Below are 25,548 nucleotides of genomic sequence, written 5' to 3' on the forward strand. Positions count from 1 at the left end.
GCCTCCAACACCACCTTAACTACCTAACTCATTGAATCTCAAGGAGTTTGTCGTTCCGATGTCGCTGGAAGTGGGGCGCATTATAAGGGGATTCGAAAGCGCGTCAACCCTTAATTTCAAGAAACTTTAAAATCGCTGAAAAACAAAGCGGGGAGGCCTGTCGGCCTCCCCGCTTCATTTCACCCCTTACAAGCTAGGGAACGCAAACTGCGACGCCTCATGGCTGGCGCGCTGCGGCCAACGCTGGGTGATTGCCTTGCGACGGGTATAGAAGCGCACACCGTCCGGGCCATAGGCATGCAGGTCACCGAACAGCGAACGCTTCCAGCCACCGAAGCTGTGGTAGGCAACCGGCACCGGCAACGGAACGTTGACACCGACCATGCCCACTTCGATCTCGTCGCAGAACAGGCGCGCCGCTTCACCGTCACGGGTGAAGATGCAGGTACCGTTGCCATATTCGTGATCGTTGATCAGTTGCATGGCCTGCTCCAGGCTGTTCACGCGCACCACGCACAGCACCGGGCCGAAGATCTCTTCTTTATAGATGCGCATCTCCGGGGTCACGTTGTCGAACAGCGTGCCGCCAACGAAGTAGCCATCTTCATTACCTGCCACACGGAAGCCACGGCCATCGACCACCAGCTTGGCGCCAACGGCAACGCCATCGTCGATGTAACCGACAACTTTGTCACGGGCTGCAGCAGTCACCAGCGGACCCATATCCAGGCCACACGACGTGCCGGCGCCAATCTTCAGTGCCTTGATCTGCGGCTGCAGCTTGGCGATCAGAGCATCGGCAACCTGGTCACCCACGCACACCGCCACCGAGATAGCCATGCAACGCTCGCCGCACGAACCGTAGGCGGCGCCCATCAGCGCGCTGACCGCGTTGTCCAGGTCGGCATCGGGCATCAGCACCGCGTGGTTCTTCGCACCGCCCAGGGCCTGCACGCGCTTGCCGCGTTTGGTGCCTTCGGCATAGATGTACTCGGCAATCGGGGTCGAACCGACGAAGCTCAGTGCTTTCACTTCCGGTGCTTCGATCAGTGCATCGACCGCTTCCTTGTCACCATGCACCACGTTGAGGATGCCCTTCGGCAGGCCTGCCTCCAGCAGCAGCTGGGCGATGAACAGGGTCGAGCTCGGATCACGCTCGGAGGGCTTGAGAATGAAGGCGTTACCGCAGGCGATGGCTAGCGGGTACATCCACAGCGGCACCATGGCCGGGAAGTTGAACGGGGTGATGCCGGCGACCACACCCAGCGGCTGGAAGTCGGACCAGGCGTCGATGTTCGGGCCGACGTTGCGGCTGTACTCGCCTTTCAGCACTTCCGGCGCCGCGCAGGCAAACTCGACGTTCTCGATGCCACGCTTCAGTTCACCGGCCGCATCTTCCAGGGTCTTGCCGTGCTCTTCGCTGATCATCTGCGAGATACGGGCTTCGTTCTGCTCCAGCAGTTGCTTGAAGCGGAACATCACCTGGGCGCGCTTGGCGGGTGGAGTATTGCGCCAGGCCGGGAAGGCAGCCTTGGCCGAATCGATGGCTTCCTGCACGGTCGCGCGGCTGGCCAGTTCGACCTTGCGTACCGCCTGGCCGGTGGAGGGGTTGAAGACATCGGCGGTGCGCTCACCTTTGGTAACCAGTTCGCCGTGGATCAGGTGCTGAACAATGCTCATGCAAGACTCCGAATAAAGAAGGTTGAGGCAGGCGCGTGATGGGTTCACGCGCCCTACGTCAAAAGCGGAAAGATCAGTCGATCTGGTTCAGGGCTTCGCCGACCGCGTCGAACAGGCGGTCCAGTTCCTGCGGCTGGGTATTGAAGGTTGGGCCGAACTGCAGGGTGTCGCCACCGAAGCGCACATAGAAGCCGGCTTGCCACAGTTTCATGGCCGCCTCGTAAGGACGGACGATGGCATCACCATCGCGGGCAGCGATCTGGATCGCGCCAGCCAGGCCGTAGTTACGGATGTCGACGATGTTCTTGGTGCCCTTCACGCCATGCAGCAGCTTCTCGAAGTGCGGCGCCAGTTCAGCAGCCGACTGCACCAGGCTTTCCTTCTGCAGCAGGTCGAGCGCGGCGAGACCGGCGGCGCAGGCTACCGGGTGAGCCGAGTAGGTGTAGCCGTGGGGGAATTCCACCGCGTATTCCGGAGTCGGCTGGTTCATGAAGGTCTGGTAGATCTCGCGGGTGGCGATGACCGCACCCATCGGAATGGCACCGTTGGTGACCTGCTTGGCGATGCACATCAGGTCAGGGGTGACGCCAAAGGCCTCGGAGCCGGTCATGGCACCCATGCGGCCGAAGCCGGTGATCACTTCGTCGAAGATCAGCAGGATGTTGTGCTGGGTGCAGATCTCACGCAGGCGCTTCAGGTAACCCTTCGGCGGCGGCAGCACACCGGCGGAACCTGCCAGAGGCTCGACGATCACCGCTGCGATGTTCGAGGCATCGTGCAGCTCGATCAGCTTGAGCATTTCATCTGCCAGGGCGATACCGCCCTCTTCCGGCATGCCCTTGGAGAAGGCGTTCGCCGGCAGCACGGTGTGAGGCAGGTGGTCGACGTCCAGCAGCTGGCCGAACATCTTGCGGTTGCCATTGACGCCACCCAGGCTGGTACCGGCAATGTTCACCCCGTGGTAACCACGGGCACGGCCAATGATCTTGGTCTTGGTGGCCTGGCCTTTCAGGCGCCAGTAGGCACGCACCATCTTCAGCGCGGTGTCGCAGCACTCGGAGCCGGAGTTGGTATAGAAGACGTGATTCAGGTCGCCCGGGGTCAGCTCGGCGATCTTCTCGGCCAGCTGGAACGACAGCGGGTGGCCGAACTGGAACGCCGGGGAGTAATCGAGGGTACCGACCTGGCGCGCGACCGCTTCGGTGATTTCCTTGCGAGTATGCCCGGCGCCACAGGTCCACAGGCCAGAGAGGGCGTCGAAGATCTTGCGCCCCTTGTCATCGACCAGGTAGTTGCCTTCGGCCGCCACGATCAGGCGCGGGTCGCGCTGGAAGTTACGGTTGGCGGTGTAGGGCATCCAGTGGGCGTCCAGCTTCAGCTGGCTGGCGATACCGGTGTTTGCGGTTTCGGGCATGTTCATCGGCGGTTCCTCGGAAGACGATTAGGCAACGATGGATGTTGTTGCAGCTAAATTCGCACGGGGATAAAGTCTGAAAAAGCCTACATTTCTAATCTTCAAGTAGCGCAAGACTAAACTTATGAGCCGACGCCCCGACCCCCTCGCGCAAGTCAGCGATTTCGACATCCGCCTGCTGAAAATCTACCGAAGCGTGGTTGAATGCGGCGGCTTCTCGGCTGCGGAGAACGTGCTGGGGATCGGCCGCTCGGCGATCAGCCAGCAGATGAACGACCTCGAACAGCGCCTGGGCTTGCGTCTGTGCCAGCGCGGCCGTGCCGGTTTCTCGCTGACCGAGGAAGGCCGCGAGGTCTATCACTCGGCACTGCAGTTGCTCAGTGCGCTGGAAACCTTCCGTACCGAGGTCAACGGGCTGCACCAGCATTTGCGCGGCGAGCTCAACATCGGCCTGACCGACAACCTGGTCACCCTGCCGCACATGCGCATCACCCATGCCCTGGCAGAGCTGAAGGACCGCGGCCCGGATGTGCGCATCCAGATCCGCATGATCGCCCCGAGCCAGGTCGAGCAAGGGGTACTGGACGGCAGCCTGCACGTCGGCGTGGTACCGCAGACCAGCCCGCTGTCCGGCCTGGAATACCAACCGCTGTACAGCGAACGGTCACAACTCTACTGCGCGGTTGGCCATCCGCTGTTCTACGCCGACAACCAGCAGATCGACGATGATCGCCTCAACAGCCAGGAAGCGATCGCGCCGACCTTCCGCCTGCCTGCGGAAATCCAGGCGCACTACCAGGCACTCAACTGCACCGCCAGTGCCTCGGACCGTGAAGGCATGGCGTTCCTGATCCTCACCGGCCGCTACATCGGCTACCTCCCCGACCACTACGCCACCTTCTGGGTCCAGCAAGGTCGCCTGCGTGCACTCAAGCCTGCACAACGCTTCTATGACCTGAGCCTGAGCTGGGTCACGCGCAAAGGGCGGCGACCGAACCTGGTGCTGGAAAGCTTCCTGGAAAGCCTGGCTGCGACACGTTGATGCCAGCTTCTGACGCTAAGGCTTGTCACGCCAGCACAGGCAGGTAATCTTGTCCGACATTCGTTGCCACAGACCTGTCCGGAATCGTCCATGACCTTAGAAGTCCCTGCGCATCGCCTCGCCGCCTCGGGCAAGCCCGCCGGCCGCATCCGCCAGAAGAACGAACAGGCCATCATCCAGGCCGCCGAAGACGAATTCGCCCGCCATGGGTTCAAAGGCACCAGCATGAATACCATCGCGCTGAAAGCCGGCTTGCCCAAGGCCAACCTGCATTACTACTTCACCAACAAGCTCGGCTTGTACATCGCCGTGCTGAGCAACATCATCGAGCTGTGGGACAGCACCTTCAACGCCCTGAGCGTCGAGGACGACCCAGGCGAAGCGCTGAGCCAGTACATCCGCACCAAGATGGAGTTCTCCCGGCGCAACCCGCAGGCTTCGCGCATCTTCGCGATGGAAGTGATCAGCGGTGGCACCTGCCTGACCGAATACTTCAGCGCCGACTACCGCGAATGGTTCCGCGGCCGGGCCGCGGTGTTCCAGGCCTGGATGGAAGCCGGCAAGATGGACCAGGTCGACCCCGTGCACCTGATCTTCCTGCTCTGGGGCAGCACCCAACACTATGCCGACTTCGCCACCCAGATCTGTCAGGTCACCGGCCGCAGCCGCCTGACCAAGCAAGACATGGAAGATGCCAGCAACAACCTTATCCACATCATTCTCAAGGGGTGCGGCATAACGCCGAGTGCCTGACGTTCATCTATGCCTTCTACCCTGCTCGACCTCTGCGAATTTCGCGAGGAAATCCGCAAGAGCCGCTTCATCACCCTCGCCGGCCCGATCAACAGTGCCGCCGAGGCGATGAGCTTCATCGAACGCCACAGCGACCTGGCCGCCACCCACAATTGCTGGGCGTGGAAGATCGGCGGGCAATACCGCAGCAATGACGATGGCGAGCCGGGCGGTACCGCCGGGCGGCCGATCCTTGCGGCCATCGAAGCTCAGGACTGCGACCAGGTGGTGGTGCTGGTGATCCGCTGGTACGGCGGTATCCAGCTGGGCACCGGCGGGCTGGCCCGCGCTTACGGCGGCGGCGCCAACAAGTGCCTGCAGCAAGCCCCCAAGCGGCTGCTGGTGCAGCGCAGCGAGTATGCCTGCAGTTGCACCTTCAGTGAGCTGGCCTTGGTAAAACTGCGCCTGGCAGACGTGGATGGCCTGGTACTGGACGAACAGTTCACCGCCAATGGCGTCGACCTGCAGATTGCCGTGGGCGAAGCTCACCTGCCCGCATTGCAGCAGCAACTGGCAGACTTGAGTCGCGGCCGGATCATCCTCGAAGCACGCTGAGGTTTGCCCACAGCAACTGTGGGCTGGCCTGTGGATAAGCTTGGGGCACTCCGTTACAACCCAAGCGCAGCAAGGCCTGCAGAGCATTGAGCATATTTTGATCACTGTTTGATGACAGCCGTAAGCAACTGAACCTTCGAGACTTATCCCCAGTGTGCCAGGCGTATTGCACAGCCCCTGGTGTTGCGCTTGCTCACATTTACTGTGGACCATGCTGTGGATAACCCGTTAGCCAACGGGCCAAGCGCCCGCTCGCCCAAGGCCCCAAGCCACTGATCATTTTTTGTTCAGATGCAGAAACAGCAGATGCAGGCGGTCTGCATTATGCTCAAAGCCTTTCACTTCAACCGAACAAGGAGCGCTCACATGGCTACCTCTAGAACCGCCCTCATCATCGGTGCCTCCCGCGGTCTCGGCCTGGGCTTGGTACAACGCCTGCACGAGGACGGCTGGAACATCACAGCAACCGTACGCAACCCACAACAACCAGGCGCCCTTGCCGATGTACCCGGCGTGCGCGTCGAACAACTGGAAATGAACGACACCGCCCAGCTCGACGGCCTCAAGCAACGCCTGCAAGGCCAGGTGTTCGACCTGGTCTTCGTCAACGCCGGGGTCATGGGGCCCCTGCCGCAAGACCTGGAAACCGTACAGCCCCAGGCCATCGGCGACCTGTTCATGACCAATGCCGTGGCCCCGATTCGCGTCGCCCGCCGCCTGGCCGGCCAAGTGCGAGAAGGCAGCGGCGTGCTTGCGTTCATGAGTTCGATCCTCGGCAGCGTGACCATCCCCGACGGTGGCGAGATCTGCCTGTACAAGGCCAGCAAGGCCGCGCTCAATTCGATGATCAACAGTTTCGTGGTTGAACTGCAGCGCCCCGACCTGTGCGTGCTGGCCATGCACCCGGGCTGGGTGAAGACCGACATGGGCGGCGAAAACGCCGAAATCGACGTGCTCACCAGCACCCGCGGCATGCTCGAACAGATCAAGGCGCAAAGCGGCCACGGCGGCCTGCGCTTCATCAACTACAAAGGCGAGCCGCTCACCTGGTGAGGTGAATACCGACCGGCCGGGCGCAATGCCCGGCCAGGCCCTGTAGAATGGCGGCAACCGTACCTGATTCGAGACATCCCCCTATGTATGACTGGCTGAATGCCCTACCCAAGGCCGAGCTGCACCTGCACCTTGAAGGTTCGCTGGAGCCCGAGCTGCTGTTCGCCCTGGCCGAGCGCAACAAGATTGCCCTGCCGTGGAACGACGTGGAAACCCTGCGCAGCGCCTATGCCTTCAACAACCTGCAGGAATTCCTCGACCTGTATTACCAGGGTGCGGACGTGCTGCGCACCGAGCAGGACTTCTACGACCTGACCTGGGCCTACCTGCAGCGCTGCAAGGCGCAAAATGTCATCCACACCGAACCGTTCTTCGACCCGCAGACCCACACCGACCGCGGTATCCCGTTCGAAGTCGTGCTCAATGGCATCAACCAGGCACTGAAGGACGGTCGCGAGCAATTGGGCATCAGCAGCGGCCTGATCCTGAGCTTCCTGCGCCACCTCAGCGAAGACGAAGCGCAAAAGACCCTCGACCAGGCCCTGCCCTTCCGCGACGCGTTCATCGCCGTCGGCCTGGACAGCTCGGAAATGGGTCACCCGCCAAGCAAGTTCCAGCGCGTATTCGACCGCGCCCGCAGCGAAGGCTTCGTGGCCGTGGCCCACGCCGGTGAGGAAGGCCCACCCGAGTACATCTGGGAAGCCCTCGATCTGCTGCAGATCAAGCGCATCGACCACGGCGTGCGCGCCATCGAAGACGAACGCCTGATGCAGCGCATCATCGACGAGCAGATCCCGCTCACCGTCTGCCCGTTGTCGAACACCAAACTTTGTGTGTTCGACCACATGAGCCAGCACAACATCCTCGACATGCTCGAACGTGGCGTGAAAGTGACCGTGAACTCGGACGACCCGGCCTACTTCGGCGGCTACGTCACCGAGAACTTCCACGCCTTGCACACCCACCTGGGCATGACCGAGGACCAGGCCCGCCGCCTCGCACAGAACAGCCTGGATGCTCGCCTGGTCTGAGTCCGTCAGCCGACCTGCAGTGTCGTCACGCGAGCGATGCGGTTGATCTGCTGCACGCCCTCGGCGGAGATCTGCAGCACCCGCGTGCCTTCGGGCTCGCGTATCCAGCCAGACTGCAGAAACAGTTTGAGCAATGCCTGGCCAAGGCTGCCGCCCAAATGCGGCCCTTGGTCGCTCCACTCGTTGCAATGGCAGATCACACAGCCACGCTGCCGCCGCGATGCCAGCGCGTCGATATAGACGCCAATGGCCGCCAGCTGCGTGCGCCCCTCTTCGCTGACCATCAGCTCTCGTTCGCTGCCCTCCAGCCAGCCCGCCACCACCAGCCGGTGATACAACTCGCCCGCCAGCTCGCCCCCCAGGTGTTCGCCACAGCGGCGCGCCCTGCGCATCGACATCGGCAATTGCAGTGCCTCTGTGCGCGGCCCTTTTTCCGACGCCAACTGGACGCTGGCCAACGCTTCGACGGCGACGCCCACTTGTGGTGTCGCTAGCCTGAAGTAGCGTTTGCGTCCGCGCGCCTCAAGCCTGAGCAGGCCGGCCGAAGACAGCAACGACAGGTGGGCACAGGCCGAAGACGAGGTCAGCCCGGCCATCATCGCCAGCTCATCGGTCGGCCGCGGTGTGCCATCGATCAGCGCCCACAACATCGCGCTACGCTTGGGGTCGGCCATCAGGCCGGCAATCTGACTGATACTGCTGACTGCATTCATGTCCCTGTATCTCCCCGCATGATCACGTCTGGTTTCCAGAGGCCAGCCTTGGCTACGCTGATCGCCCCCTAGCAAACTGCCCAGGCGCCAGTATAAGCCGCAGTCGCGCCCATACCGGCAGCCACGCGCATGCCTCGACAGGCGCATGCGGCTCTGGGTAGGGCAACCCTCAGGCGAGACAACAATCTGTTGCAAGTCATCACGATGTGACGCAGGAAGGAAAATACAGGGCATGAGGAACAATGGCCCGGGGAGGGTTGCGACTCTGCTGACAGCGCGCTTCCTCAAATAGCGCAAATCAAAGCGAAGCTTCTACAACCACCCAGGCATTACCCCCAGAATCGTCGGACTAGCCATTGGCAACCGTGCCCTGACCGCCAGTCAGGGCACTGACGCAAGTCATGGCACGGGGGGGGAGCAGCGCTACACTTCACCCGCTCTCCCACCCATTCGGAGGTATGCCGCGATGAAGATTGTCGTCAGTGCGTCGAACCGCAACCCCAACTGCCCGTGGCAGGTAAGGCTCGACCAGCATGTGGTGAGTTTCCGCAGCGAGGCAGAAGCACGTGCCTTCGTAGCCACCCTGGAAACTCGCCTGCAGGCCCCTCACCCACTCATGCTGGACGCGTGGCCTGCAAACGCCGGGTCAACAGCGCGACACTAACCACCAGCGTCCCGCACAGGCTGATCACCAAGGTCATGGGCACTGCACTGCCGTCATGCAGCACGCCGACCAGCGACGCCGCGCCAGCCGCGACGCTGAACTGCAGGCAACCCATCAATGCAGACGCGCTGCCTGCCCGCGCACCCTGGCCGCTCATGGCGCAGGCCGAAGCGTTGGGGATGATGCAACCCAGACTGGCGATGCAGACGAACAGCGGCACCAGCAATGGCCATAACTGCGCCGGGCGCAAGGCTGCCACGCCCAGCAGTACCAAGCCCGCAGCCAGGTAGAGCCAGACTGCCCGTACCAGCAGAAATGCCGGGCCTCGCTTGGCCAGCAGGCGCGCGTTGACCTGGGCTACCAGAATGAAACCGGCCGCGTTGGTACCAAACAGCCAGCCATAGTGTTCCGCAGGTACGCCATAGAGCTTGATGAATACGAAAGGCGAACCGGCGATGTAGGCAAACATCCCGGCAATGGCGATACCGCCAGTCAAGGCGTGGCCAATGAACACACGATCAGCCAGCAACCGCAGGTACTGGCGCAAAGCACCTGACAACGGCTGCCGTGGCATATGCGCCGGCAGGCTCTCCGGCAGGCCCAGGCTGACCGCCAGCAGGCTGGCAGCACTGAACAGGCTCAGCGCCAGGAAGATCGACTGCCAACCCGCCACGTTCACCAGGACTCCACCCAGCATCGGCGCCAGGATCGGTGCCAGGCCCATCACCAGCATCAACTGCGAGAACACCTTGGCCGATGCCACCGGGTCGCACTTGTCACTGACAATGGCCCGCGACAGCACCATGCCGGCGCAACCGCCCAGAGCCTGGACAAAGCGCGCCACGATCAAGGTGTCGAGATTAGGGGCGTAGGCACAAGCCAGCGAGGCCAAGGTGAACAGCGCCACACCGAACAGCAGCGGCTTGCGTCGGCCGAAGCGGTCAGCCACCGGCCCGTAGGCCAGCTGGCCGATCGACAGGCCGAGGAAATAGGCCGCCAGGGTGGCCTGTACATGTTTTTCATCGGTGGCGAACGCCTGCGCCATCGCCGGGAAGGCGGGCAGGTAGAAATCGATCGCCAAGGGCCCGAACGCACTCAGTGCGCCCAGAATCAGCACCATTCGCAGGTTCATCAGGAATCCATAGCAGGCTAAGCAAGCCGCTAAGTCTACCTGCAGTGGCCACCCTCAGCATGAAAACATTTGCAACAAAACAGGGCCGCATTGCGGCCCCTTCGGCTCAGGCCACTTCAGCCTGGTAGCCTTCCTCACGAATAGCCGCCAACACCTGCTCAGCAGCCAGCGAGCTTTGCACACGCACTTTCTGGCCAGGCAGATCGACTTCCACCGTGGCCTGCGCATCCTGCTCCTGTACCGCGCGAGTCACTGCTTTCACACAATGGCCACAGGTCATGCCTTGAACATTGAACACTTGCATGGGTACTGCCTCCTTCAGGGTTTCATGCAGTTTCAAGCTTGCCATCGGGGCAAGGTCAAGTTCTGGGTGAAACGGCCGGGCTGGAAATCTGCGCGGACCTCGGCCAAGCTGCGCCTTTGACGATTTTTGCAAGCAGGAGATTCTTCATGTTCAGGACAGCAGTGGGCGTTGTCGGGCTGTTGGCCGCACTGGCCGCAGTGCCACCGGCCAGCGCCGAGGGCAATTCGGACTACAGCGTGCTGATCATTTCCCGGGAGCGCCTGGAAGTGGCCACCAGCTGCGAAATCGGCGTGTACCTCAACGATCAGCTCTCCGGCCGCGTCTTCCAGGAACAGTCCACGTCCTTCAACCTGCCACCCGGCCCGATCGACGTACGCCTGCGCCTGCTGCCTGGGCAGATGCCTGGCTGTGCTCCCGGTATCGAAGACCAACGCAGCACGCGCCTCAACCTGCAGGCGGGCCAGATCACCAAGTACCGCATCGCCATGGGCCACAATGGCCTTGAATTGAAGCGAGCCGGCCTGGGCTATTGACCTTCCCCGCGTGGCAAGGTTGATGCTGATGCTGAAGCCCTGCCAAGGAGGAGCGTCATGCCCGCATCTACCACTTTCGACCTGCCGATTTCCGGCATGACCTGCGCCAGCTGCGCAGGCCGTGTCGAGCGCGCCCTGCTTAAAGTCAGCGGCGCTGATCAGGTCAGTGTCAACCTCGCCACCGAACAGGCCAGGGTCCAGGCCCCGGCCGACAGCCTGCCAGCCCTGGTCGAAGCCGTGCGCGGCGCCGGTTATGGCGTGCCGACTCGGACCGTGGAGCTGCAAATCGGCGGCATGACCTGCGCCAGCTGCATCGGCCGCGTCGAACGCGCCCTCGGCAAACTGCCGGGGGTTGAACAGGTCAGCGTCAACCTGGCCAGTGAGCGTGCCCACCTTGAAGTGCTGCAAGCGCTCGATGATTCGCTGCTGATTGCCGCTGTCGAAAAAGCCGGTTACAGCGCCAGCCTGCCGCAAGCGGCCAAGGATGAGCAGCAGGATGCCCAACGACGCCTGCGCAATGAACGCCTGGCTGTCGCTGCCGCGCTGTTGCTGGCCCTGCCACTGGTGCTACCCATGTTGGTGCAGCCATTCGGCCTGCACTGGATGCTGCCCGCCTGGGCGCAGTTCGCGCTGGCCACCCCGGTGCAGTTCATTCTCGGTGCACGCTTCTACAAAGCTGCCTACAAAGCCGTACGTGCCGGTGCCGGCAACATGGACCTGCTGGTTGCCCTGGGCACCAGTGCGGGTTATGGCCTGAGCCTGTACCAATGGGCCAACGCCCCAGCCGGCATGGCCCCGCACCTTTACTTCGAAGCTTCGGCGGTGGTCATTGCCCTGGTGCTGCTGGGCAAATACCTCGAAAGCCGCGCCAAGCGCCAGACTGCCAGCGCCATCCGTGCCCTCGAAGCCCTGCGCCCGGAGCGTGCCGTGCGCGTCATCGACGGCCGCGAAGAGGACGTGGCGATTGCCCAGCTGCGCCTGGGCGATCTGGTACTGGTCAAGCCCGGCGAACGCTTCCCGGTCGACGGCGCGGTGGAAGAAGGCAGCAGCCACGCCGATGAAGCCCTGATCAGCGGCGAGAGCCTGCCGGTACCGAAACAGCCCGGCGACAGCGTCACCGGCGGTGCCATCAATGGCGAAGGCCGGCTGCTGATACGGACCCAGGCGCTGGGCACGGAAACCGTGCTGGCCCGGATCATCCGCCTGGTCGAAGACGCACAAGCCGCCAAGGCGCCGATCCAGAAGCTGGTCGACCGGGTCAGCCAGGTGTTCGTGCCTGCCGTGCTGGTGCTGGCACTGCTCACCTTGATTGGCTGGTGGCTGGCCGGTGCACCGCTGGAGACCGCGCTGATCAATGCGGTCGCCGTACTGGTAATCGCCTGCCCCTGCGCCCTGGGCCTGGCCACACCGGCAGCGATCATGGCCGGCACCGGTGTCGCCGCCCGCCATGGCATCCTGATCAAGGACGCCGAAGCACTGGAGCGTGCCCATGCGGTCAATCGCGTGGTGTTCGACAAGACCGGCACCCTCACCTCCGGCAGCCCGCGCGTAGTCCACAGCCAGGCGCTGGTCGGTGACGGCGCCGACCTGCATCGCCTCGCCGGTGCCCTGCAGCGCGGTAGCGAGCACCCACTGGCCAAGGCCGTGCTGGATGCCTGCGCCGAGCAAGGCCTGGAGGTACCCGCCGTGACTGACAGCCAGTCACTCACCGGCCGCGGCATCGCTGGCCGCGTGGAAGGCCGCGAACTGGCGCTGGGCAACCGTCGCCTGCTCGACGAAAGCAACCTGCAACCCGGCGAGCTGGCCGCCAAGGCTCAAGCCTGGGAAGCCGAAGGCCGCACCCTGTCGTGGCTTATCGAGCGGGGTGCAGCACCTCGCGTGCTCGGCCTGTTCGCCTTTGGCGACAGCCTCAAGCCCGGCGCCGAGCAAGCCATCGCCGCCCTGCACGCCCGCCACATCAGCAGCCACCTGCTGACCGGCGACAACCGCGGCAGCGCCAAGGTGGTGGCCGATGCCCTCGGCATCGACGACGTGCATGCCGAAGTGCTGCCAGCCGACAAGGCCGCCACCGTGGCCACCCTCAAAAAGGACGGCGTGGTGGCGATGGTTGGCGACGGCATCAACGACGCCCCGGCCCTGGCCGCTGCCGATATCGGCATCGCCATGGGCGGTGGCACCGACGTGGCCATGCAGGCTGCCGGTATCACCCTGATGCGCGGTGACCCTCGGCTGGTGCCCGCCGCGCTGGAAATCAGCCGCAAGACCTATGCAAAAATCCGTCAGAACCTGTTCTGGGCCTTCATCTACAACCTGATCGGCATTCCCCTGGCTGCACTGGGCTATCTCAACCCGGTACTGGCCGGCGCCGCCATGGCGCTGTCCAGCGTCAGCGTGGTCAGCAATGCCCTGTGGTTGAAGACCTGGAAACCCACCAACACCTCGCAGGAGGCCCGATGAACATTGGCCAGGCCGCCCGCCGCAGCGGGCTCAGCACCAAGATGATCCGCTATTACGAATCCATCGGCCTGCTCAAGCCGGCCACCCGCAGCGACAGCGGCTACCGCTTGTACCAGGCCGAAGACTTGCACAGCCTGGCCTTCATCAAGCGCTCCCGTGACCTCGGGTTTTCCCTGGAAGAAGTAGGCAAGCTGCTGACCCTGTGGCAAGACCGCGGACGTGCCAGCGCCGACGTGAAGGCCCTGGCCATGCAGCATATCGATGAGCTGAACCGGCGTATCGAAGAACTGGTGAGCCTGCGTGACACCCTGGGTGACCTGGTTGCCCACTGCCAGGGGGATGACCGCCCGGATTGCCCGATCCTGAAAGACCTGGCCAATGGCGCAGGGTGCTGCCATTGAGGGCTTGTGGCGTGCTGTCATCAGCACGCCTCAGCACTTTGGTATGCCATATTAGCCAAAAGCCGACCGAATAGTCGCCAAATGCGACTTCACCCAATAAATACGGGCACTTTCGCTAAAAAATCCCCGGACGCTGCCGATGCAGTTGCTACCTGCCTCGCGTGCAAAAAAATAAACTCCGGGAGCGTCGATGAACATCAAACAGAAACTGACCTGGGCGTTCGCGATCATCGCGGGCTTGCCCATCGTCCTCGTGGCCACCTTGGTGGTGATCAACCTGCGCGGTGAAGCCCGCGACGGCTTCCTCGACAGCAGCAGCCGGGAAATCCGCCAGGTCAGCAACGCGATGAACATCTTCTTCCAGGGCATCGACCAGAACGTCGCCTACCTGGCTTCGCAACCGATGGTGGCGGCCACCGGTAACAACCTGAACAAGTTCATGAGCGCCACCCCGTCCTACGAGTTGGGCGATCAGGACAAGCAACTGCTGGAATTCTTCACCCGCCTGGCAGAATCCCACCCAGGCTATGCCTACGTTTCCTACGGCGTGAGTGATGGCGGCTACGTTGGCTGGCCGGCCGGGCAGAAGTTCGTCAACTATGACCCGCGCCCACGCCCGTGGTACCAGCTGGCCATGGCCAACCCTGGCAAGACCGTGCGCACCGGCGCCTATTACTGGGCCGCCGACGATGCCGTGCTGATCAGCACCGTGCGCGCCGTGGCCAACCAGCTCGGCAACCCCGGGGGCGTAGTCAACATCGACGTGTCGCTCAAGGGCCTGACCGAGATCGTCAAGCAGATCAAGCTGGGCGAAAGCGGCTACCTGATGCTGGTGGAAAACAACGGCAACGTGATGGTCGACCCACGCGACGCCAGCCACAACTTCAAGCAACTGGCCAGCTTCGGTGATGGCTATGCCGAACTGGCCAAGGCCGGCAAGGGCCTGGTCGAGGTCGAGATCAACGGCGAACGTTACATGGCCAACGTCTACCCCGACGAGAAGCTGGGCTGGACCTTCATCGGCCTGATCCAGCAAGGCGAAGTGATGCAGACCACCACCCGCCTGACCTGGCTGATCGGTGTGATCGCGCTGGTGCTGGCGGCCCTGTTTGCCGTGGTCGGTACCGCCTTCGCCAAACTCATCGTGCGCCCGATCAACAGCGTCACCAGCGGCCTGGAAGACATTGCCCAGGGCGAAGGCGACCTGACCCGCAACCTTGACGTGCGCGGGCGCGACGAAACCGCGCAACTGGCCAACTGGTTCAACCAGTTCCTGGGCGCCATCCGCAGCCTGATCCAACATATCGGTTCGGCTGCCAGCAAGATCCTCAGCACCTCCAGCAGCTCCACCCGGGTCTCCAGCGACATGGCCGAGGCTGCCGGGCGCCAGCGTGAAGCCGTGGACATGGTCTCCACCGCGTTCCACGAAATGGTCGCCACCGCCAACGAAGTCGCCCGTTCCTGCAGCCAGGCCGCGCAATCGGCGGACAGTGGCCAGCAGCAGGCCCGTGAAGGCCAGCAACAGATCGACGCGGCAGTCAGCAGCGTCGACCGCCTGAGCCAGGAGATCGAGCAGTCTGCCCAGTCGATCCAGCAGCTGGAGCGCGACAGCAACGCCATCCAGTCGATCCTCGGCACCATTCGCTCGATTGCCGAGCAGACCAACCTGCTGGCACTCAACGCAGCGATCGAAGCGGCCCGGGCCGGGGAGCAAGGCCGTGGCTTTGCCGTGGTGGCCGACGAGGTGCGGGCACTGGCCAAGCGCACGGCCGACTCCACGGCCGAAATCGATGGACTGCTGGGCAACCTGGCCAGCCGCACCGCCGAAGTGGCCGAGCAGATGCATGCCAGCCTGGAAGTGTCGCAGCAGTCGGTCAGCCGCATTGGCCTGGCCCGTGACAGTTTCGGGCAGATTCGCGAGTCGGTGGACATCATTCGCGACATGAACACACAGATCGCCACGGCGGCGGAAGAACAGCACCAGGTGGCCGAGGACATCAACCGCCATATCAGCCAGATTCACGGCGATGCACAGCTGGTGGCGGAACTGGCCCAGGCCGCGCGTCAGGACTCCGAGAGCCTGGCCGGGCTGTCCAATGAACTGGACTCGCTGGTGCGCCGCTTCCGCACCTGAGTCTTCCTGTACTGGCCTCTTCGCGGGCACGCCCGCTCCCACAGGGATATCACATAGCCTGAAGGCAGTGACACTCCTGTGGGAGCGGGCGTGCCCGCGAAGAGGCCAGTACAGGCAACATCAAAGCTTCAGTTCCCCGGGGGTCGCCCCGAACAACTGCTTGAAGGCCGCGATGTAAGCCGAAGTCGAATCATACCCACAGCCCAACGCCGCCTCGGTCACACTCTCCCCCGCCTCCAGCAACGCCAGCGACGACAGCAACCGCATCCGTTGGCGCCAGTTGCGAAAACTCAACCCGGTCTCGCGCTGGAACAGCCGCATCAGGGTCTTTTCCGAGCATCCCAGCTGCACCGCCCACTGCTGCAACGTCTGCACCTGGTCCGGCGCGGCAATCAGCCCATTGCACAACGCCAACAACCCTGGATGCCGCGGCAGCGGCAGCGAGAACCCCACCTCGGGCAAGGTACGCAGCTGATCGAGCAGAACAGCCACCAGCCGGCCTTCGACACTGTCACCCTCGGCGTATTCAGCCGGGAACAGGCAGAACTGCTTGATCAGCTCCCGCGCCAGCGCTGTCACCTCCAGTACCCGGCATTTTGCCGGCGCCCACGGGCAGGCATCACGGCGGATGTACAGGCTGCGCATTTCCGCTTGCCCCGAGGTGACCACTTCATGTTCGGCATCAGCCGGTATCCACACGCCCCACTGCGGTGGGGCGAAGTAGCTGCCATCGTCGGTATACACCCCCAATACGCCACTGATGGCGTAGGAAAACTGCACCCAGTCGTGGCTATGGCGAGTCGTCCAGGAGCCGGCGCCGAGACTTTCGGCGCGGGCATACAGGGGCCTGGGCAACTGGTCCAGGGCAGGAATGGCACGGGGATGTCCGATCGTCTGCATAGTGAATTCTTGTAGTTCTGAGCAGACAAGCCTAACAGAGATCCATACCCCTCTTCGTTCAGCGCTCGACGATCACCGTGACCCCTTGCCCACCCGCTGCGCAAATGGATATCAGGCCACGCCCTTTTCCGGCCTTGGCCAGCAATTTCGCCATATTGGCCAAGATCCGTCCGCCGGTAGCCGCGAACGGGTGGCCCGCCGCCAGCGAACTGCCCTTGACGTTGAGCTTGCTGCGGTCGATGGCCCCAAGCGGTGCATCCAGCCCCAGCCGCTCACGGCAATACTCGGCATCCTCCCAGGCCTTGAGGGTGCACAACACCTGCGCGGCAAAGGCTTCGTGGATTTCGTAGTAATCGAAGTCCTGCAAGGTCAGGCCATTGCGCGCCAACAGGCGTGGCACTGCGTACACGGGCGCCATCAGCAGCCCCTCGCGCCCGGTGACGAAATCCACCGCAGCGGTTTCGCCATCGACCAGGTAGGCCAGCACTGGCAGCCCCTGCTGCTGTGCCCATTGCTCGCTGCCGAGCAGCACCATGGAGGCGCCATCGGTGAGCGGCGTAGAGTTGCCCGGCGTCAGCGTGCCCAGGCCGCTGCGGTCGAATGACGGCTTGAGCCCGGCCAGTTGCTCCAGGGTCAGGTCCGTGCGCAGGTTGTTGTCACGGGTGAGGCCCAGGAAGGGCGTCAGCAGGTCGTTCTGCCAGCCCTCGCTGTACGAGGCCGCCAGTTGCTGATGGCTGTGCAGCGCCAGCGCGTCCTGCTCGGCGCGGCCAATCGCCCAGGTTTGCGCCATGCGCTCGCAATGCTCGCCCATCGACAGCCCGGTGCGGGGCTCGCCATTGCGCGGCAGTTCGGGTTTCAGGTGGCCTGGGCGCAACTGCAGGAACGGCTTGAGCCGCTCAGCCAAGCTCTTGCCGCGATGGGCCTGCAAGAGGATGCGTCGCAGCCCCTCGTTGACGCCGATGGGGGCATCGGACGTGGTGTCCACGCCACCGGCGATGCCACATTCGATCTGCCCGAGGGCAATCTTGTTGGCCACCAGAAGCGCCGCTTCCAGGCCCGTGCCGCAGGCTTGCTGGATGTCGTAGGCCGGCGTCTGCGGCGACAGGCGCGAGCCGAGCACGCATTCGCGGGTCAGGCTCATGTCCCGCGAGTGCTTGAGCACCGCCCCAGCCACCACTTCGCCCAGGCACAGCCCGTGCAGACGATAGCGCTCGATCAAGCCTTCCAGGGCTGCGGTCAGCATCGCCTGGTTGCTGGCGCTGGCGTAGGCACCGTTTGAGCGTGCGAAGGGAATTCGGTTGCCGCCCAGGATCGCGACCCGGCGAGTTGAACCCATGCGTTTGTTCCTCCTGAAACAATTTGATCCGTACAGCCTAGGTGTTTTTGCCGCATTCGAACGACCTTGCCACAAAGTTGGTCCACACTTGCAAGCTTGCCTTCAGGGAGACCCGCACATGAGCGATCGCTATCTCGGCTTTGCCAACTCCAACCTCGGGCGCCGCCTCGTCGATGCCGTGGGCCTGCCGCGCCCAGCGCCGCTGGAGCGCTGGCAGGCAGGCCGCCTGCGGCCGGTGGAGGGCGCGCTGGTGCTGGGTGGCGGGCCACTGGCGAACCAGGTCGAGGCCATCGCCCCGCGCCTGACCGAAGCGCTGTTCAGCTTCAATGGCGACGGCCTGCAGGCGCCCGCCTGGGTCGCCGGCCTGGGGCCGAAGCTCAAGGCCGTGGTGTTCGACGCCAGCCATCTGTCCGACAGCGACCAATTGAAGCAGCTGCGCGAGTTCTTCCAGCCCTTGCTGCGCAGCCTCGCCCCCTGTGCCCACGTGGTGATCCTGGGGCGTGCGCCGGAATCCCTCGACGACCCGCTGGCCAGCGTCGCCCAGCGCGCCCTGGAGGGTTTCAGCCGTTCGCTGGCCAAAGAGCTGCGCAACGGTGCCACCGCGCAGTTGTTGTATGTGGCAGCGGGCGCAGACGCTCAGCTCGAAGGCGCCTTGCGCTTCTTCCTGTCACCCAAGAGTGCCTTTGTTTCCGGCCAGGTCCTGCGCCTGCAGGCCTGCGCCACCCAGGTCGAAGACTGGACCCGCCCACTCGGTGGCCGTCGCGCCCTGGTCACAGGCGCCGCGCGCGGCATCGGCGCCGCCATCGCCGAAACGCTGGCGCGTGATGGCGCCGAAGTGATGCTGCTCGACGTGCCCCAGGCCCAGCAGGAGCTCGATGCCCTCGCCGCACGCCTCGGGGGCAAGGCCCTGGGCCTGGACATCTGCGCCAGCGATGCCGCCGCGAAACTGCTCGAAGCCCTGCCCGACGGCATCGACATCGTCGTGCACAACGCCGGCATCACCCGCGACAAGACCTTGGCCAACATGACCCCGGAATACTGGGATGCGGTACTGGCCGTCAACCTCAAGGCCCCGCAGGTGCTGACCCAGGCCCTGTATGAAGGCGGCGCTCTGGGCGACAACGCACGCATTACCCTGCTGGCGTCGGTCAGCGGCATTGCCGGCAACCGCGGCCAGGCCAACTATGCCGCGAGCAAGGCCGGCCTGATCGGCTTCGCCCAAGCCTGGGCGGCGAAGCTCGCCGAGCGCGGCGGCAGCATCAATGCCGTGGCGCCCGGTTTTATCGAAACGCACATGACCGCCGCCATGCCCATCGGTCTGCGCGAGGCCGGGCGGCGCCTGAGCTCGCTGGGCCAGGGCGGGCGCCCACAGGATGTCGCCGAAGCCATCGCCTGGCTCAGCCAGCCGGGCTCCGGGGCGGTCAACGGCCAGGTGCTGCGCGTCTGCGGCCAGGCCCTGATGGGGGCCTGACCATGAGCCGCCAATGGCAAGACCTGCACAGCCCGGACTCACGCGCCAGCCTGTACCTGCGCGCCGCCAGCAAACGCAAGATCAGCGGCGCCAGCCTGCCCAAAGCCGGTCTGCGCAGTTTCATCCGCGTGGAGCCCGGCAATCTCGCCGCTTACCGTCGACTCTGCCACTTCACCGACGATGGCCGCTTGCCCGGCACCTACCCACACGTAATGGCCTTCACCCTGCAGTTGCAACTGCTGACCGCCCACGACTTCCCCTTCCCGTTGCTCGGGCTGGTGCACCTGCACAACCGCATCGACGTGCTCCGCCCGCTGGGTGGCATCGACGGGCTGCGCTTTGCGGTCTACGCCGACAATCTGCAGGCGCATGCCAAGGGCGGCTCCTTCGACCTGGTCACCGAAGCCGAGGACGGCCTTGGCCTGCTCTGGCGTGAAACCAGCCGCATGCTGGTGCGAGGCCTGAAGCTGGAGGGTCCGTCGGAGGATGGCGAGGAGACCGGGCCAGGCCCCCTGCCAGAGGTCACCCGCTGGTACGCCGACGGCGATATCGGCCGGCGCTACGCCAAGGTCTGCGGCGACTACAATCCGATTCACCTGAGTGCCATCAGCGCACGTCTGTTCGGCTTCCCCAAGGCCATTGCCCATGGCATGTGGAGCAATGCCATGGCGTTGGCGGCCTTGCGTACGCACATGCCAAACAGTGGCTATCGCTTCGAGGTGGACTTCCGCAAGCCGGTGCGCTTGCCATCGGAGGTTGTCCTGAGTGCCAGCGAAGCAGGGCCGGCAGGTGAACTGCGGCTGGACGGGCATGCCGGGTTGCGGCACATGGTCGGGCGCTGGGCCGTGCTCTAGCGCCCTGATTGCTCTTGCTTTGCATCGGGCCTGCGCAGAAGCTATGCAGCATTAGGAGAGCCAGACCCCGATGAACCTGCAAGAACTCACCCAACGCCTGCACCAGATCCGCGACAACAACGATTGGCGCGGCTTCCACAGCCCGAAGAACCTGGCCATGGCCGCCAGCGTCGAAATGGCCGAGCTGGTGGAAATTTTCCAGTGGCTGAGCGAAGACCAATCGCGCCAGCTGCCCGCCGATCAGCTGGCCCACGCCGGCCAGGAAGTCGGCGACGTGGTCCTTTACCTGTTGCTGCTGTGCAGCGAGCTGGGCCTGGACATGGAACAGGTGGTACGAGCCAAGCTGGCCGACAGCGAGAGGCGTTTCGCGCCATGAACGACCGTCACTTCGATGAGCTGGCCACACGCTTTGCCGAGAAAATCTACGGCGGCGCCAAGGGCGCGATCCGCCTGGCGGTGCTCCAGGCCGACCTGGCCGATGCCCTGCCCGATCGACCGCTGCGGGTGCTCGACATCGGTGCCGGCCTGGGTCATATGGCCTTGTGGCTGGCCCAGCGCGGGCACAATGTAACGCTGGCCGAACCCGCCGCACCGATGCTCGAGGGTGCCCGGGCGCGCTTCGCAGAAGCAGGGCAATCGGCAACCTTCATCCAGGCGCCCTGGCAAGAGCTGCTTGGCCAACTCACCGAGCCCTATGACCTGGTGCTGTGCCACGCCGTGCTGGAATGGCTGGCCGAACCGCAGAGCATCCTGCCGGTTCTGCATCAGCTGGCGGCCCCGGGTGGCTGGCTGTCGCTGGCGTTCTACAACCGCGACGCGCTGGTCTACCGCAACTTGCTCAAAGGCCATTTCCGCAAGCTGCGCAGCAACCGCCTGGAAGGCGAAAAGCAGAGCCTGACCCCGCAAAAACCGCTTGATCCACGGGAACTCAAGGCGCAACTTGAAGTGATGTGGCAAGTCGAAAGCGAGAGTGGCGTGCGCGTCTTCCACGATTACATGCCCAAGGAATTCCAGGACAAGGCCGAGCTGCTCGACCTGCTGGAAATGGAACTGGCCCACCGCCGTCACCCAAGCTTCGCCGGGCTCGGCCGCTACCTGCACTGGATGTGCCGCCCCCGCTGACTGCGCCCCTCCGGGAGGGATACATGCCGTACCGTCTGTTGTGCCTGGCCCTGCTGCCGCTCACCCTGGCCGCCTGCCAGGCCAGCAACCCCTATGTGGCCAGCAGCCGCCCGCTGCCGCCAGCCCCCCCGCAAGCGGCCAGCACCTTCGACGCCAGCGCCTACCCGGCGGCGCCGCGCGACTACGGGCACTACCGCAGCTGGAGCTGGCGTGACGGCCAGCTGCCAAGCGGGAATGCCGACGCCGACCCTGCACAGATTGCCGACGCGGTCAGCGGCGCCCTCGACCAACACGGCCTGCGCCCTGCCCGGGGCAGCACCGGCGACCTGCTGGTGAGTGCCGACATGCGCCTGGAGCGGCGCCTGCGCCAGGTGCGTGACTATGACACTTACGACCCCTATTACGGCCCGTACCCCTACGGCGGTGTCGGCTTCGGCGGCTACCGCAACGGTTACGGCGCCTACGGCAGCGTGCCGATCGTACGCACCTACGAAGTGGAGGTGATGGTGGTGCGCATCGACCTGTTCGATGCCCGCAATGGCCAGCCGGTGTGGAGCGCCAGCGCTGAAAGCGGCAGCGACAAAGGCTCGCCGCGCGATCGCGAGACCGCCCTGCGTGAATCGGTTCACAAGGCGCTCAGCGGCTATCCTCCCAGTTAATGCCTAACGGAGATCCATCATGTTGCGCCGCCTCGTTCTACTGTCATTCGCGCTGCTGCTCGCCGCCTGCTCGAGCAACAACGTTCAGCAGGATTTCGACGCCAGCCGCGATTTTGCCGCCTATCGCAGCTGGGCATGGCAGGAACCGGGCCTGCAATACCGCCCGGATGATCCACGCATCAAGAGCGACCTGACCGAGCAACGCATCCGCGCGGCAGTTGCCGACCAGCTCGACCAACGCGGCCTGCGCCCCGTCCAGGGCAATGCCAGGCCTGACGTCACCGTCCGCGCCTACCTGATCGTCGAACAACGCCAGCAACAGATCACCACCAACTATGGCGGCGCCTGGGGCGGCTACTGGAACGGTTACTGGGGCGGGCCGATGTACAACGAAACCCGCAGCGTCGACTACAAGGTGGCAACCATCCAGATCGACATGTTCGATGGCCATGACGGCAAGCTGGTCTGGCGCGGCAGTGCCGAACAGATCATGAACAACTACCCGCCTAGCCCCGACGAGCGCAACAGCGCAATCCAGAAGACCGTTACCCAGGTGCTCGGCAACTACCCGCCGGGCCGGGTGAAATAGACCAATCGCAGGGGGCCGCTCTGCGGCCCATCGCCGGCAAGCGCGGCTCCCACAACGACCTTTTTGCCACCCTGCCATGCCCGTTCGTCAGATCGCGTCTACCCTGTTTAGGAAACCTGACTGACCGGGTAGCAGTGTTCAACGAATGGGAAAGGCGGCCTGCCGATGCAAAGCATTGTTCTCCTGATGTGGCTTGCCTTGTGCACTGAACAAGATATTCGCGAGCGCCAGATCGCCAACATGCTGACCCTGGGTTTCGCCGCTGGCGCCCTGGTCTGGCTGTTCGCCACTGGCCACACCTGGATCGGCGCCGATGCCAGTGACGCTGGCTGGGCCCTGGCCATCGTCATGCTGTTGACCCTGCCAGGCTACATGCTGGGCCGCTTCGGCGCCGACGACGTCAAGCTGATGGGCGCACTGGCCCTGGCGACCAGCCCGCAATACGTGCTCGGCACCTTCATCGGTGCGGGGGTCAGCGTGGTGCTGTGGCTGCTCAGCCGCAGGCGCCTGTGGACGCTGCTCAACCCCAAGGTGAAGAAGCGCCTGGCTACCCTGACAGAAGAAATGGGCGACAAACAAGCCTTCGTCCCCTACGTACTGGCGGGCTTTCTGCTCACGGCTGTATGGATCCAATGAACATCCCTGTGGTCCGATCAGTTGTACATAACTTGTACAGAATCGCGAGGAGCGTCTATTTTTAAGCTGCCAGAGCGTCTGGCCCGGGAGCAGGGCCGCTTACGAACAGGGAGTTGATCGTGAACAAGTCATTCAGTGACGTGAAGGTTCTGGTCGTAGATGACCAGCCACTGATCGTCGAACAATTGTGTGAATTCCTCGAAATCCAAGGCCACCACTGTGTGGCGGCTCACTCCACCGAAGAAGCCATCAAACGTTTCGTAGCCGACGAAGCCATCGGTCTGGTGCTGTGCGACTTGCACATGCCCGAAGGCGATGGCATCGAGCTGGTCCGGGCGCTGAAAGACATTGCCGGGCGCCAGCGCATGTTCGAAGCGATCATGCTCACCGGGCGTGCCGACAAGCAGGACGTGATCCGCGCCCTGCGCGAAGGTTTCGCCGATTATTACCAGAAGCCCATGGACCTCGACGAACTGCTCGAAGGTGTGCGCCGTCAGGAGCAGGTGTTGCTGGAGCGCAAGGCCAACCTTCAGGACCTGGGCAACCTCAATCAGCGCCTGCAAGACCTGGCCGGCTCCATCGATGAACTCTATCAGGACCTGGAGAAAGCCCGCGGCCAGGGCGTCCACCGCCGCGCCACCGATGTCGTTGAAGAAGTGGTTGAAGGTGAGCTGCCTGCGGCGTTCGAGAAACTGTCTCCGCGGCAACTGGAGGTCGCCCGGCTGGTGAGCAAGGGCAAGACCAACTACCAGATTGCCTGTGAACTGGGGATCACCGAGAACACAGTGAAACTGTATGTGTCGCAGGTATTGCGCCTGACCCACATGCACAACCGCACCCAGTTGGCGTTGGCGTTGACGCCGAGTTCTTCACCGGTGCATCAGCGGTTCACCACCCATTAAGTATCGCGCATTGGCCGCTCAGATCAGCAACGAGTAGTCACGCAGGGCGTTTGCCGTCATGGGTAAGCCCTGCCTGAGAATACATTCGACGAATTCGTCAGCAGTGAACCGTGATCGCTTGAGGCTACGTCGCATATCCGCGGCTGCCTCAAGGACGCCAGCCTGATCCTGACTCCAAAGCTCCATAATGAATTCGTCCGGATGCAGGGCTATTACTGAGTAACCCTGAAGTACCGATGCAGGGAAGTCTCTCAGGTTGAATGTGACGATGACCTGCGCACTGCACGCGATCGCGGCTGCAAGTACATGAACATCATCAGGGTCCGGCAGCACCAACGATGCTCCAAGATGTTCATAACCCGATATCAAAGCGTCCGGAATCGCGGCCTCCATCAGCCCAGAGAGTCGGTCCAGTTGATCACGCGTCAGGTCCTTGCGATTGGTGAGCAGGTTGCGTTTCCACTCCTCATCAATTTCGCGTGTCCACCGGGCACGGTAGATGCCCTTTCCTCCAAGCCTCAGCAACAAGTCGCGCAGCGGAGCCGGGTACAGCACGCAAGCATCACAGATGGCAGTGAATGCTGCTTCGCGCATCAGTAGCTCTGCCCCAACTCCTCCGAAAACGCGGAGAGTTCATCCAGCGCCTTGTGGCTGGCCGCATCACGCCGTTGCTTGTAATCCATCAAATCGGAAAACAGAACCCGGCGATGTCGCCCTGCCTTGTGAAAAGGCAGAGCCCCCTCCTCCAGTAACTTGACCAGGTGTGGTCGCGAAACATTGATGATGTCAGCTGCTTCCTGGGTCGTCAGCTCTGCATGTACCGGCACTACACGTACTGAGTTGCCCTGTGCCAGCTCACCCAGGATATCGACCAGCAGGCGCAATGCACTGGTTGGCAGTTCGACCGTATGCGCCTGGCTGGAGGCGTCATAGATCTGTATCCGCTGCATGTCTGCCTGGGTGCACAGATAAGCTGCCAGGTCTCTCTGCCCCTGCAGCGCCGCAGCGATCTCGCGGGCCTCTGGAAAGTCGGTTTTTGAAGATATGCTCATGATCACGCTCTCATGCGTCATGCGGGTCACCCTCGATGCTAATCGAAATAAACGAAAACTCAAGCATGTGCTTCACGCAAAGAGCTCTTTCACCTTTGCCAAAAAGATTAGGGTGGTAGCCG

The 25,548-nt window shown here is 63.4% G+C and carries 27 protein-coding genes; 18 read left to right on the forward strand and 9 right to left on the reverse strand.

Annotated elements, in window-relative coordinates:
- Nucleotides 1-186: 186 nt before the first annotated feature.
- Nucleotides 187-1,680 carry a CoA-acylating methylmalonate-semialdehyde dehydrogenase gene (locus tag J7573_RS15970; RefSeq protein ID WP_294337106.1) on the reverse strand — a complete coding sequence of 498 codons (1,494 nt, stop codon included), beginning with the start codon at nucleotides 1,678-1,680 and terminating at the stop codon, nucleotides 187-189.
- Between the two features lie 73 nt (nucleotides 1,681-1,753).
- Entirely contained in the window at nucleotides 1,754-3,100 is a 1,347-nt protein-coding gene (locus J7573_RS15975; protein ID WP_294337109.1) for an aspartate aminotransferase family protein, read from the reverse strand.
- 118 nt (nucleotides 3,101-3,218) lie between these two features.
- Between J7573_RS15975 and J7573_RS15980 the strand changes: the two genes are divergently transcribed.
- The 5 genes from J7573_RS15980 to J7573_RS16000 all read left to right on the forward strand — a co-directional run bounded on the left by J7573_RS15980 (nucleotide 3,219) and on the right by J7573_RS16000 (nucleotide 7,567).
- Nucleotides 3,219-4,136 (forward strand): LysR family transcriptional regulator, encoded by a 918-nt coding sequence (locus J7573_RS15980; protein WP_054886800.1) that lies wholly within the window; start codon nucleotides 3,219-3,221, stop codon nucleotides 4,134-4,136.
- Between the two features lie 90 nt (nucleotides 4,137-4,226).
- The gene (locus J7573_RS15985) at nucleotides 4,227-4,889 is read left to right on the forward strand and encodes a TetR/AcrR family transcriptional regulator (RefSeq protein WP_294337112.1); all 663 of its coding nucleotides are present in this window, start codon (nucleotides 4,227-4,229) and stop codon (nucleotides 4,887-4,889) included.
- Between the two features lie 9 nt (nucleotides 4,890-4,898).
- Nucleotides 4,899-5,483 (forward strand): YigZ family protein, encoded by a 585-nt coding sequence (locus tag J7573_RS15990; RefSeq protein WP_294337113.1) that lies wholly within the window; start codon nucleotides 4,899-4,901, stop codon nucleotides 5,481-5,483.
- 366 nt (nucleotides 5,484-5,849) lie between these two features.
- Complete coding sequence (locus J7573_RS15995) at nucleotides 5,850-6,536, forward strand: SDR family oxidoreductase (RefSeq protein WP_294337116.1); 687 nt, start codon at nucleotides 5,850-5,852, stop codon at nucleotides 6,534-6,536.
- An 83-nt stretch (nucleotides 6,537-6,619) separates the two neighbouring features.
- Nucleotides 6,620-7,567, forward strand: a complete 948-nt coding sequence (locus tag J7573_RS16000) for an adenosine deaminase (RefSeq protein WP_294337117.1) — start codon at nucleotides 6,620-6,622, stop codon at nucleotides 7,565-7,567.
- Between the two features lie 5 nt (nucleotides 7,568-7,572).
- On the opposite strand, the gene J7573_RS16005 is transcribed toward J7573_RS16000, so the two are convergent.
- Nucleotides 7,573-8,280 carry a helix-turn-helix transcriptional regulator gene (locus J7573_RS16005; RefSeq protein ID WP_294337119.1) on the reverse strand — a complete coding sequence of 236 codons (708 nt, stop codon included), beginning with the start codon at nucleotides 8,278-8,280 and terminating at the stop codon, nucleotides 7,573-7,575.
- 466 nt (nucleotides 8,281-8,746) lie between these two features.
- Between J7573_RS16005 and J7573_RS16010 the strand changes: the two genes are divergently transcribed.
- Entirely contained in the window at nucleotides 8,747-8,944 is a 198-nt protein-coding gene (locus tag J7573_RS16010) for a hypothetical protein (RefSeq protein ID WP_082432304.1), read from the forward strand.
- Here the strand turns inward: J7573_RS16010 and J7573_RS16015 are convergent.
- Nucleotides 8,895-10,076 carry a multidrug effflux MFS transporter gene (locus tag J7573_RS16015; RefSeq protein ID WP_294337128.1) on the reverse strand — a complete coding sequence of 394 codons (1,182 nt, stop codon included), beginning with the start codon at nucleotides 10,074-10,076 and terminating at the stop codon, nucleotides 8,895-8,897. The two genes, J7573_RS16010 and J7573_RS16015, sit on opposite strands and share 50 nt — an antisense overlap.
- 106 nt (nucleotides 10,077-10,182) lie before the next feature.
- Nucleotides 10,183-10,380, reverse strand: a complete 198-nt coding sequence (locus tag J7573_RS16020; RefSeq protein WP_103445799.1) for a cation transporter — start codon at nucleotides 10,378-10,380, stop codon at nucleotides 10,183-10,185.
- A 146-nt stretch (nucleotides 10,381-10,526) separates the two neighbouring features.
- Here J7573_RS16020 and J7573_RS16025 point away from each other — a divergent pair, with 146 nt between their 5' ends.
- From J7573_RS16025 to J7573_RS16040, 4 genes are all read left to right on the forward strand, one after another.
- The gene (locus J7573_RS16025) at nucleotides 10,527-10,913 is read left to right on the forward strand and encodes a hypothetical protein (protein ID WP_103445800.1); all 387 of its coding nucleotides are present in this window, start codon (nucleotides 10,527-10,529) and stop codon (nucleotides 10,911-10,913) included.
- 57 nt (nucleotides 10,914-10,970) lie between these two features.
- Nucleotides 10,971-13,370 (forward strand): heavy metal translocating P-type ATPase, encoded by a 2,400-nt coding sequence (locus J7573_RS16030; protein ID WP_294337133.1) that lies wholly within the window; start codon nucleotides 10,971-10,973, stop codon nucleotides 13,368-13,370.
- Nucleotides 13,367-13,771 carry a Cu(I)-responsive transcriptional regulator gene (gene cueR / locus J7573_RS16035; protein WP_110633749.1) on the forward strand — a complete coding sequence of 135 codons (405 nt, stop codon included), beginning with the start codon at nucleotides 13,367-13,369 and terminating at the stop codon, nucleotides 13,769-13,771. Before J7573_RS16030 ends, cueR begins: the two co-directional genes overlap by 4 nt.
- Before the next feature lie 190 nt (nucleotides 13,772-13,961).
- Nucleotides 13,962-15,905: a methyl-accepting chemotaxis protein gene (locus tag J7573_RS16040; RefSeq protein ID WP_294337138.1), complete on the forward strand. Its 1,944-nt coding sequence runs from the start codon at nucleotides 13,962-13,964 to the stop codon at nucleotides 15,903-15,905.
- 120 nt (nucleotides 15,906-16,025) lie between these two features.
- Here the strand turns inward: J7573_RS16040 and J7573_RS16045 are convergent, their stop codons facing one another.
- Complete coding sequence (locus J7573_RS16045) at nucleotides 16,026-16,805, reverse strand: helix-turn-helix transcriptional regulator (RefSeq protein WP_294337141.1); 780 nt, start codon at nucleotides 16,803-16,805, stop codon at nucleotides 16,026-16,028.
- A 58-nt stretch (nucleotides 16,806-16,863) separates the two neighbouring features.
- On the reverse strand, nucleotides 16,864-18,141 hold the full coding sequence (locus tag J7573_RS16050) for an acetyl-CoA C-acetyltransferase (protein ID WP_294337143.1): 1,278 nt from the start codon (nucleotides 18,139-18,141) through the stop codon (nucleotides 16,864-16,866).
- A 118-nt stretch (nucleotides 18,142-18,259) separates the two neighbouring features.
- Between J7573_RS16050 and J7573_RS16055 the strand changes: the two genes are divergently transcribed.
- The 8 genes from J7573_RS16055 (at nucleotide 18,260) to J7573_RS16090 (ending at nucleotide 24,374) form a co-directional block, all read left to right on the forward strand.
- A complete protein-coding gene (locus tag J7573_RS16055; RefSeq protein WP_294337146.1) occupies nucleotides 18,260-19,612 on the forward strand; it encodes a 3-oxoacyl-ACP reductase in 1,353 nt (450 codons plus the stop codon).
- Between the two features lie 2 nt (nucleotides 19,613-19,614).
- The gene (locus J7573_RS16060; RefSeq protein WP_294337149.1) at nucleotides 19,615-20,466 is read left to right on the forward strand and encodes a MaoC/PaaZ C-terminal domain-containing protein; all 852 of its coding nucleotides are present in this window, start codon (nucleotides 19,615-19,617) and stop codon (nucleotides 20,464-20,466) included.
- A gap of 70 nt (nucleotides 20,467-20,536) precedes the next feature.
- Nucleotides 20,537-20,842 (forward strand): MazG-like family protein, encoded by a 306-nt coding sequence (locus J7573_RS16065; protein ID WP_294337150.1) that lies wholly within the window; start codon nucleotides 20,537-20,539, stop codon nucleotides 20,840-20,842.
- A complete protein-coding gene (locus J7573_RS16070; RefSeq protein WP_294337153.1) occupies nucleotides 20,839-21,588 on the forward strand; it encodes a methyltransferase domain-containing protein in 750 nt (249 codons plus the stop codon). Before J7573_RS16065 ends, J7573_RS16070 begins: the two co-directional genes overlap by 4 nt.
- A 23-nt stretch (nucleotides 21,589-21,611) precedes the next feature.
- Nucleotides 21,612-22,247 carry a DUF4136 domain-containing protein gene (locus tag J7573_RS16075; RefSeq protein ID WP_294337156.1) on the forward strand — a complete coding sequence of 212 codons (636 nt, stop codon included), beginning with the start codon at nucleotides 21,612-21,614 and terminating at the stop codon, nucleotides 22,245-22,247.
- Nucleotides 22,248-22,266: 19 nt separating this feature from the next.
- Nucleotides 22,267-22,836, forward strand: a complete 570-nt coding sequence (locus tag J7573_RS16080; RefSeq protein ID WP_294337159.1) for a DUF4136 domain-containing protein — start codon at nucleotides 22,267-22,269, stop codon at nucleotides 22,834-22,836.
- A gap of 165 nt (nucleotides 22,837-23,001) precedes the next feature.
- Nucleotides 23,002-23,472, forward strand: coding sequence for a prepilin peptidase (locus J7573_RS16085; protein ID WP_294337162.1), 471 nt, complete (start codon nucleotides 23,002-23,004; stop codon nucleotides 23,470-23,472).
- A gap of 119 nt (nucleotides 23,473-23,591) precedes the next feature.
- Nucleotides 23,592-24,374, forward strand: a complete 783-nt coding sequence (locus J7573_RS16090; RefSeq protein WP_294337164.1) for a response regulator transcription factor — start codon at nucleotides 23,592-23,594, stop codon at nucleotides 24,372-24,374.
- Nucleotides 24,375-24,392: 18 nt separating this feature from the next.
- On the opposite strand, the gene J7573_RS16095 is transcribed toward J7573_RS16090, so the two are convergent.
- Together J7573_RS16095 and J7573_RS16100 are read right to left on the reverse strand one after the other, a co-directional pair.
- The gene (locus J7573_RS16095; RefSeq protein ID WP_294337166.1) at nucleotides 24,393-24,968 is read right to left on the reverse strand and encodes a PIN domain-containing protein; all 576 of its coding nucleotides are present in this window, start codon (nucleotides 24,966-24,968) and stop codon (nucleotides 24,393-24,395) included.
- Entirely contained in the window at nucleotides 24,968-25,426 is a 459-nt protein-coding gene (locus tag J7573_RS16100) for a helix-turn-helix domain-containing protein (protein WP_294337281.1), read from the reverse strand. Before J7573_RS16100 ends, J7573_RS16095 begins: the two co-directional genes overlap by 1 nt.
- Nucleotides 25,427-25,548: the final 122 nt, after the last annotated feature.

Origin of the sequence: Pseudomonas sp. (genome assembly GCF_017744435.1) — a bacterium.
Classification (GTDB): Bacteria; Pseudomonadota; Gammaproteobacteria; order Pseudomonadales; family Pseudomonadaceae; genus Aquipseudomonas.

Excerpts from the sequence above, each read along its gene's own strand:
- J7573_RS15970 (WP_294337106.1), bottom strand. The coding sequence starts at position 1,680 with ATGAGCATTGTTCAGCACCTGATCCACGGCGAACTGGTTACCAAAGGT.
- J7573_RS15975 (WP_294337109.1), bottom strand. The coding sequence starts at position 3,100 with ATGAACATGCCCGAAACCGCAAACACCGGTATCGCCAGCCAGCTGAAG.
- J7573_RS15980 (WP_054886800.1), top strand. The coding sequence starts at position 3,219 with ATGAGCCGACGCCCCGACCCCCTCGCGCAAGTCAGCGATTTCGACATC.
- J7573_RS15985 (WP_294337112.1), top strand. The coding sequence starts at position 4,227 with ATGACCTTAGAAGTCCCTGCGCATCGCCTCGCCGCCTCGGGCAAGCCC.
- J7573_RS15990 (WP_294337113.1), top strand. The coding sequence starts at position 4,899 with ATGCCTTCTACCCTGCTCGACCTCTGCGAATTTCGCGAGGAAATCCGC.
- J7573_RS15995 (WP_294337116.1), top strand. The coding sequence starts at position 5,850 with ATGGCTACCTCTAGAACCGCCCTCATCATCGGTGCCTCCCGCGGTCTC.
- J7573_RS16000 (WP_294337117.1), top strand. The coding sequence starts at position 6,620 with ATGTATGACTGGCTGAATGCCCTACCCAAGGCCGAGCTGCACCTGCAC.
- J7573_RS16005 (WP_294337119.1), bottom strand. The coding sequence starts at position 8,280 with ATGAATGCAGTCAGCAGTATCAGTCAGATTGCCGGCCTGATGGCCGAC.
- J7573_RS16010 (WP_082432304.1), top strand. The coding sequence starts at position 8,747 with ATGAAGATTGTCGTCAGTGCGTCGAACCGCAACCCCAACTGCCCGTGG.
- J7573_RS16015 (WP_294337128.1), bottom strand. The coding sequence starts at position 10,076 with ATGAACCTGCGAATGGTGCTGATTCTGGGCGCACTGAGTGCGTTCGGG.
- J7573_RS16020 (WP_103445799.1), bottom strand. The coding sequence starts at position 10,380 with ATGCAAGTGTTCAATGTTCAAGGCATGACCTGTGGCCATTGTGTGAAA.
- J7573_RS16025 (WP_103445800.1), top strand. The coding sequence starts at position 10,527 with ATGTTCAGGACAGCAGTGGGCGTTGTCGGGCTGTTGGCCGCACTGGCC.
- J7573_RS16030 (WP_294337133.1), top strand. The coding sequence starts at position 10,971 with ATGCCCGCATCTACCACTTTCGACCTGCCGATTTCCGGCATGACCTGC.
- cueR (WP_110633749.1), top strand. The coding sequence starts at position 13,367 with ATGAACATTGGCCAGGCCGCCCGCCGCAGCGGGCTCAGCACCAAGATG.
- J7573_RS16040 (WP_294337138.1), top strand. The coding sequence starts at position 13,962 with ATGAACATCAAACAGAAACTGACCTGGGCGTTCGCGATCATCGCGGGC.
- J7573_RS16045 (WP_294337141.1), bottom strand. The coding sequence starts at position 16,805 with ATGCAGACGATCGGACATCCCCGTGCCATTCCTGCCCTGGACCAGTTG.
- J7573_RS16050 (WP_294337143.1), bottom strand. The coding sequence starts at position 18,141 with ATGGGTTCAACTCGCCGGGTCGCGATCCTGGGCGGCAACCGAATTCCC.
- J7573_RS16055 (WP_294337146.1), top strand. The coding sequence starts at position 18,260 with ATGAGCGATCGCTATCTCGGCTTTGCCAACTCCAACCTCGGGCGCCGC.
- J7573_RS16060 (WP_294337149.1), top strand. The coding sequence starts at position 19,615 with ATGAGCCGCCAATGGCAAGACCTGCACAGCCCGGACTCACGCGCCAGC.
- J7573_RS16065 (WP_294337150.1), top strand. The coding sequence starts at position 20,537 with ATGAACCTGCAAGAACTCACCCAACGCCTGCACCAGATCCGCGACAAC.
- J7573_RS16070 (WP_294337153.1), top strand. The coding sequence starts at position 20,839 with ATGAACGACCGTCACTTCGATGAGCTGGCCACACGCTTTGCCGAGAAA.
- J7573_RS16075 (WP_294337156.1), top strand. The coding sequence starts at position 21,612 with ATGCCGTACCGTCTGTTGTGCCTGGCCCTGCTGCCGCTCACCCTGGCC.
- J7573_RS16080 (WP_294337159.1), top strand. The coding sequence starts at position 22,267 with ATGTTGCGCCGCCTCGTTCTACTGTCATTCGCGCTGCTGCTCGCCGCC.
- J7573_RS16085 (WP_294337162.1), top strand. The coding sequence starts at position 23,002 with ATGCAAAGCATTGTTCTCCTGATGTGGCTTGCCTTGTGCACTGAACAA.
- J7573_RS16095 (WP_294337166.1), bottom strand. The coding sequence starts at position 24,968 with ATGCGCGAAGCAGCATTCACTGCCATCTGTGATGCTTGCGTGCTGTAC.
- J7573_RS16100 (WP_294337281.1), bottom strand. The coding sequence starts at position 25,426 with ATGAGCATATCTTCAAAAACCGACTTTCCAGAGGCCCGCGAGATCGCT.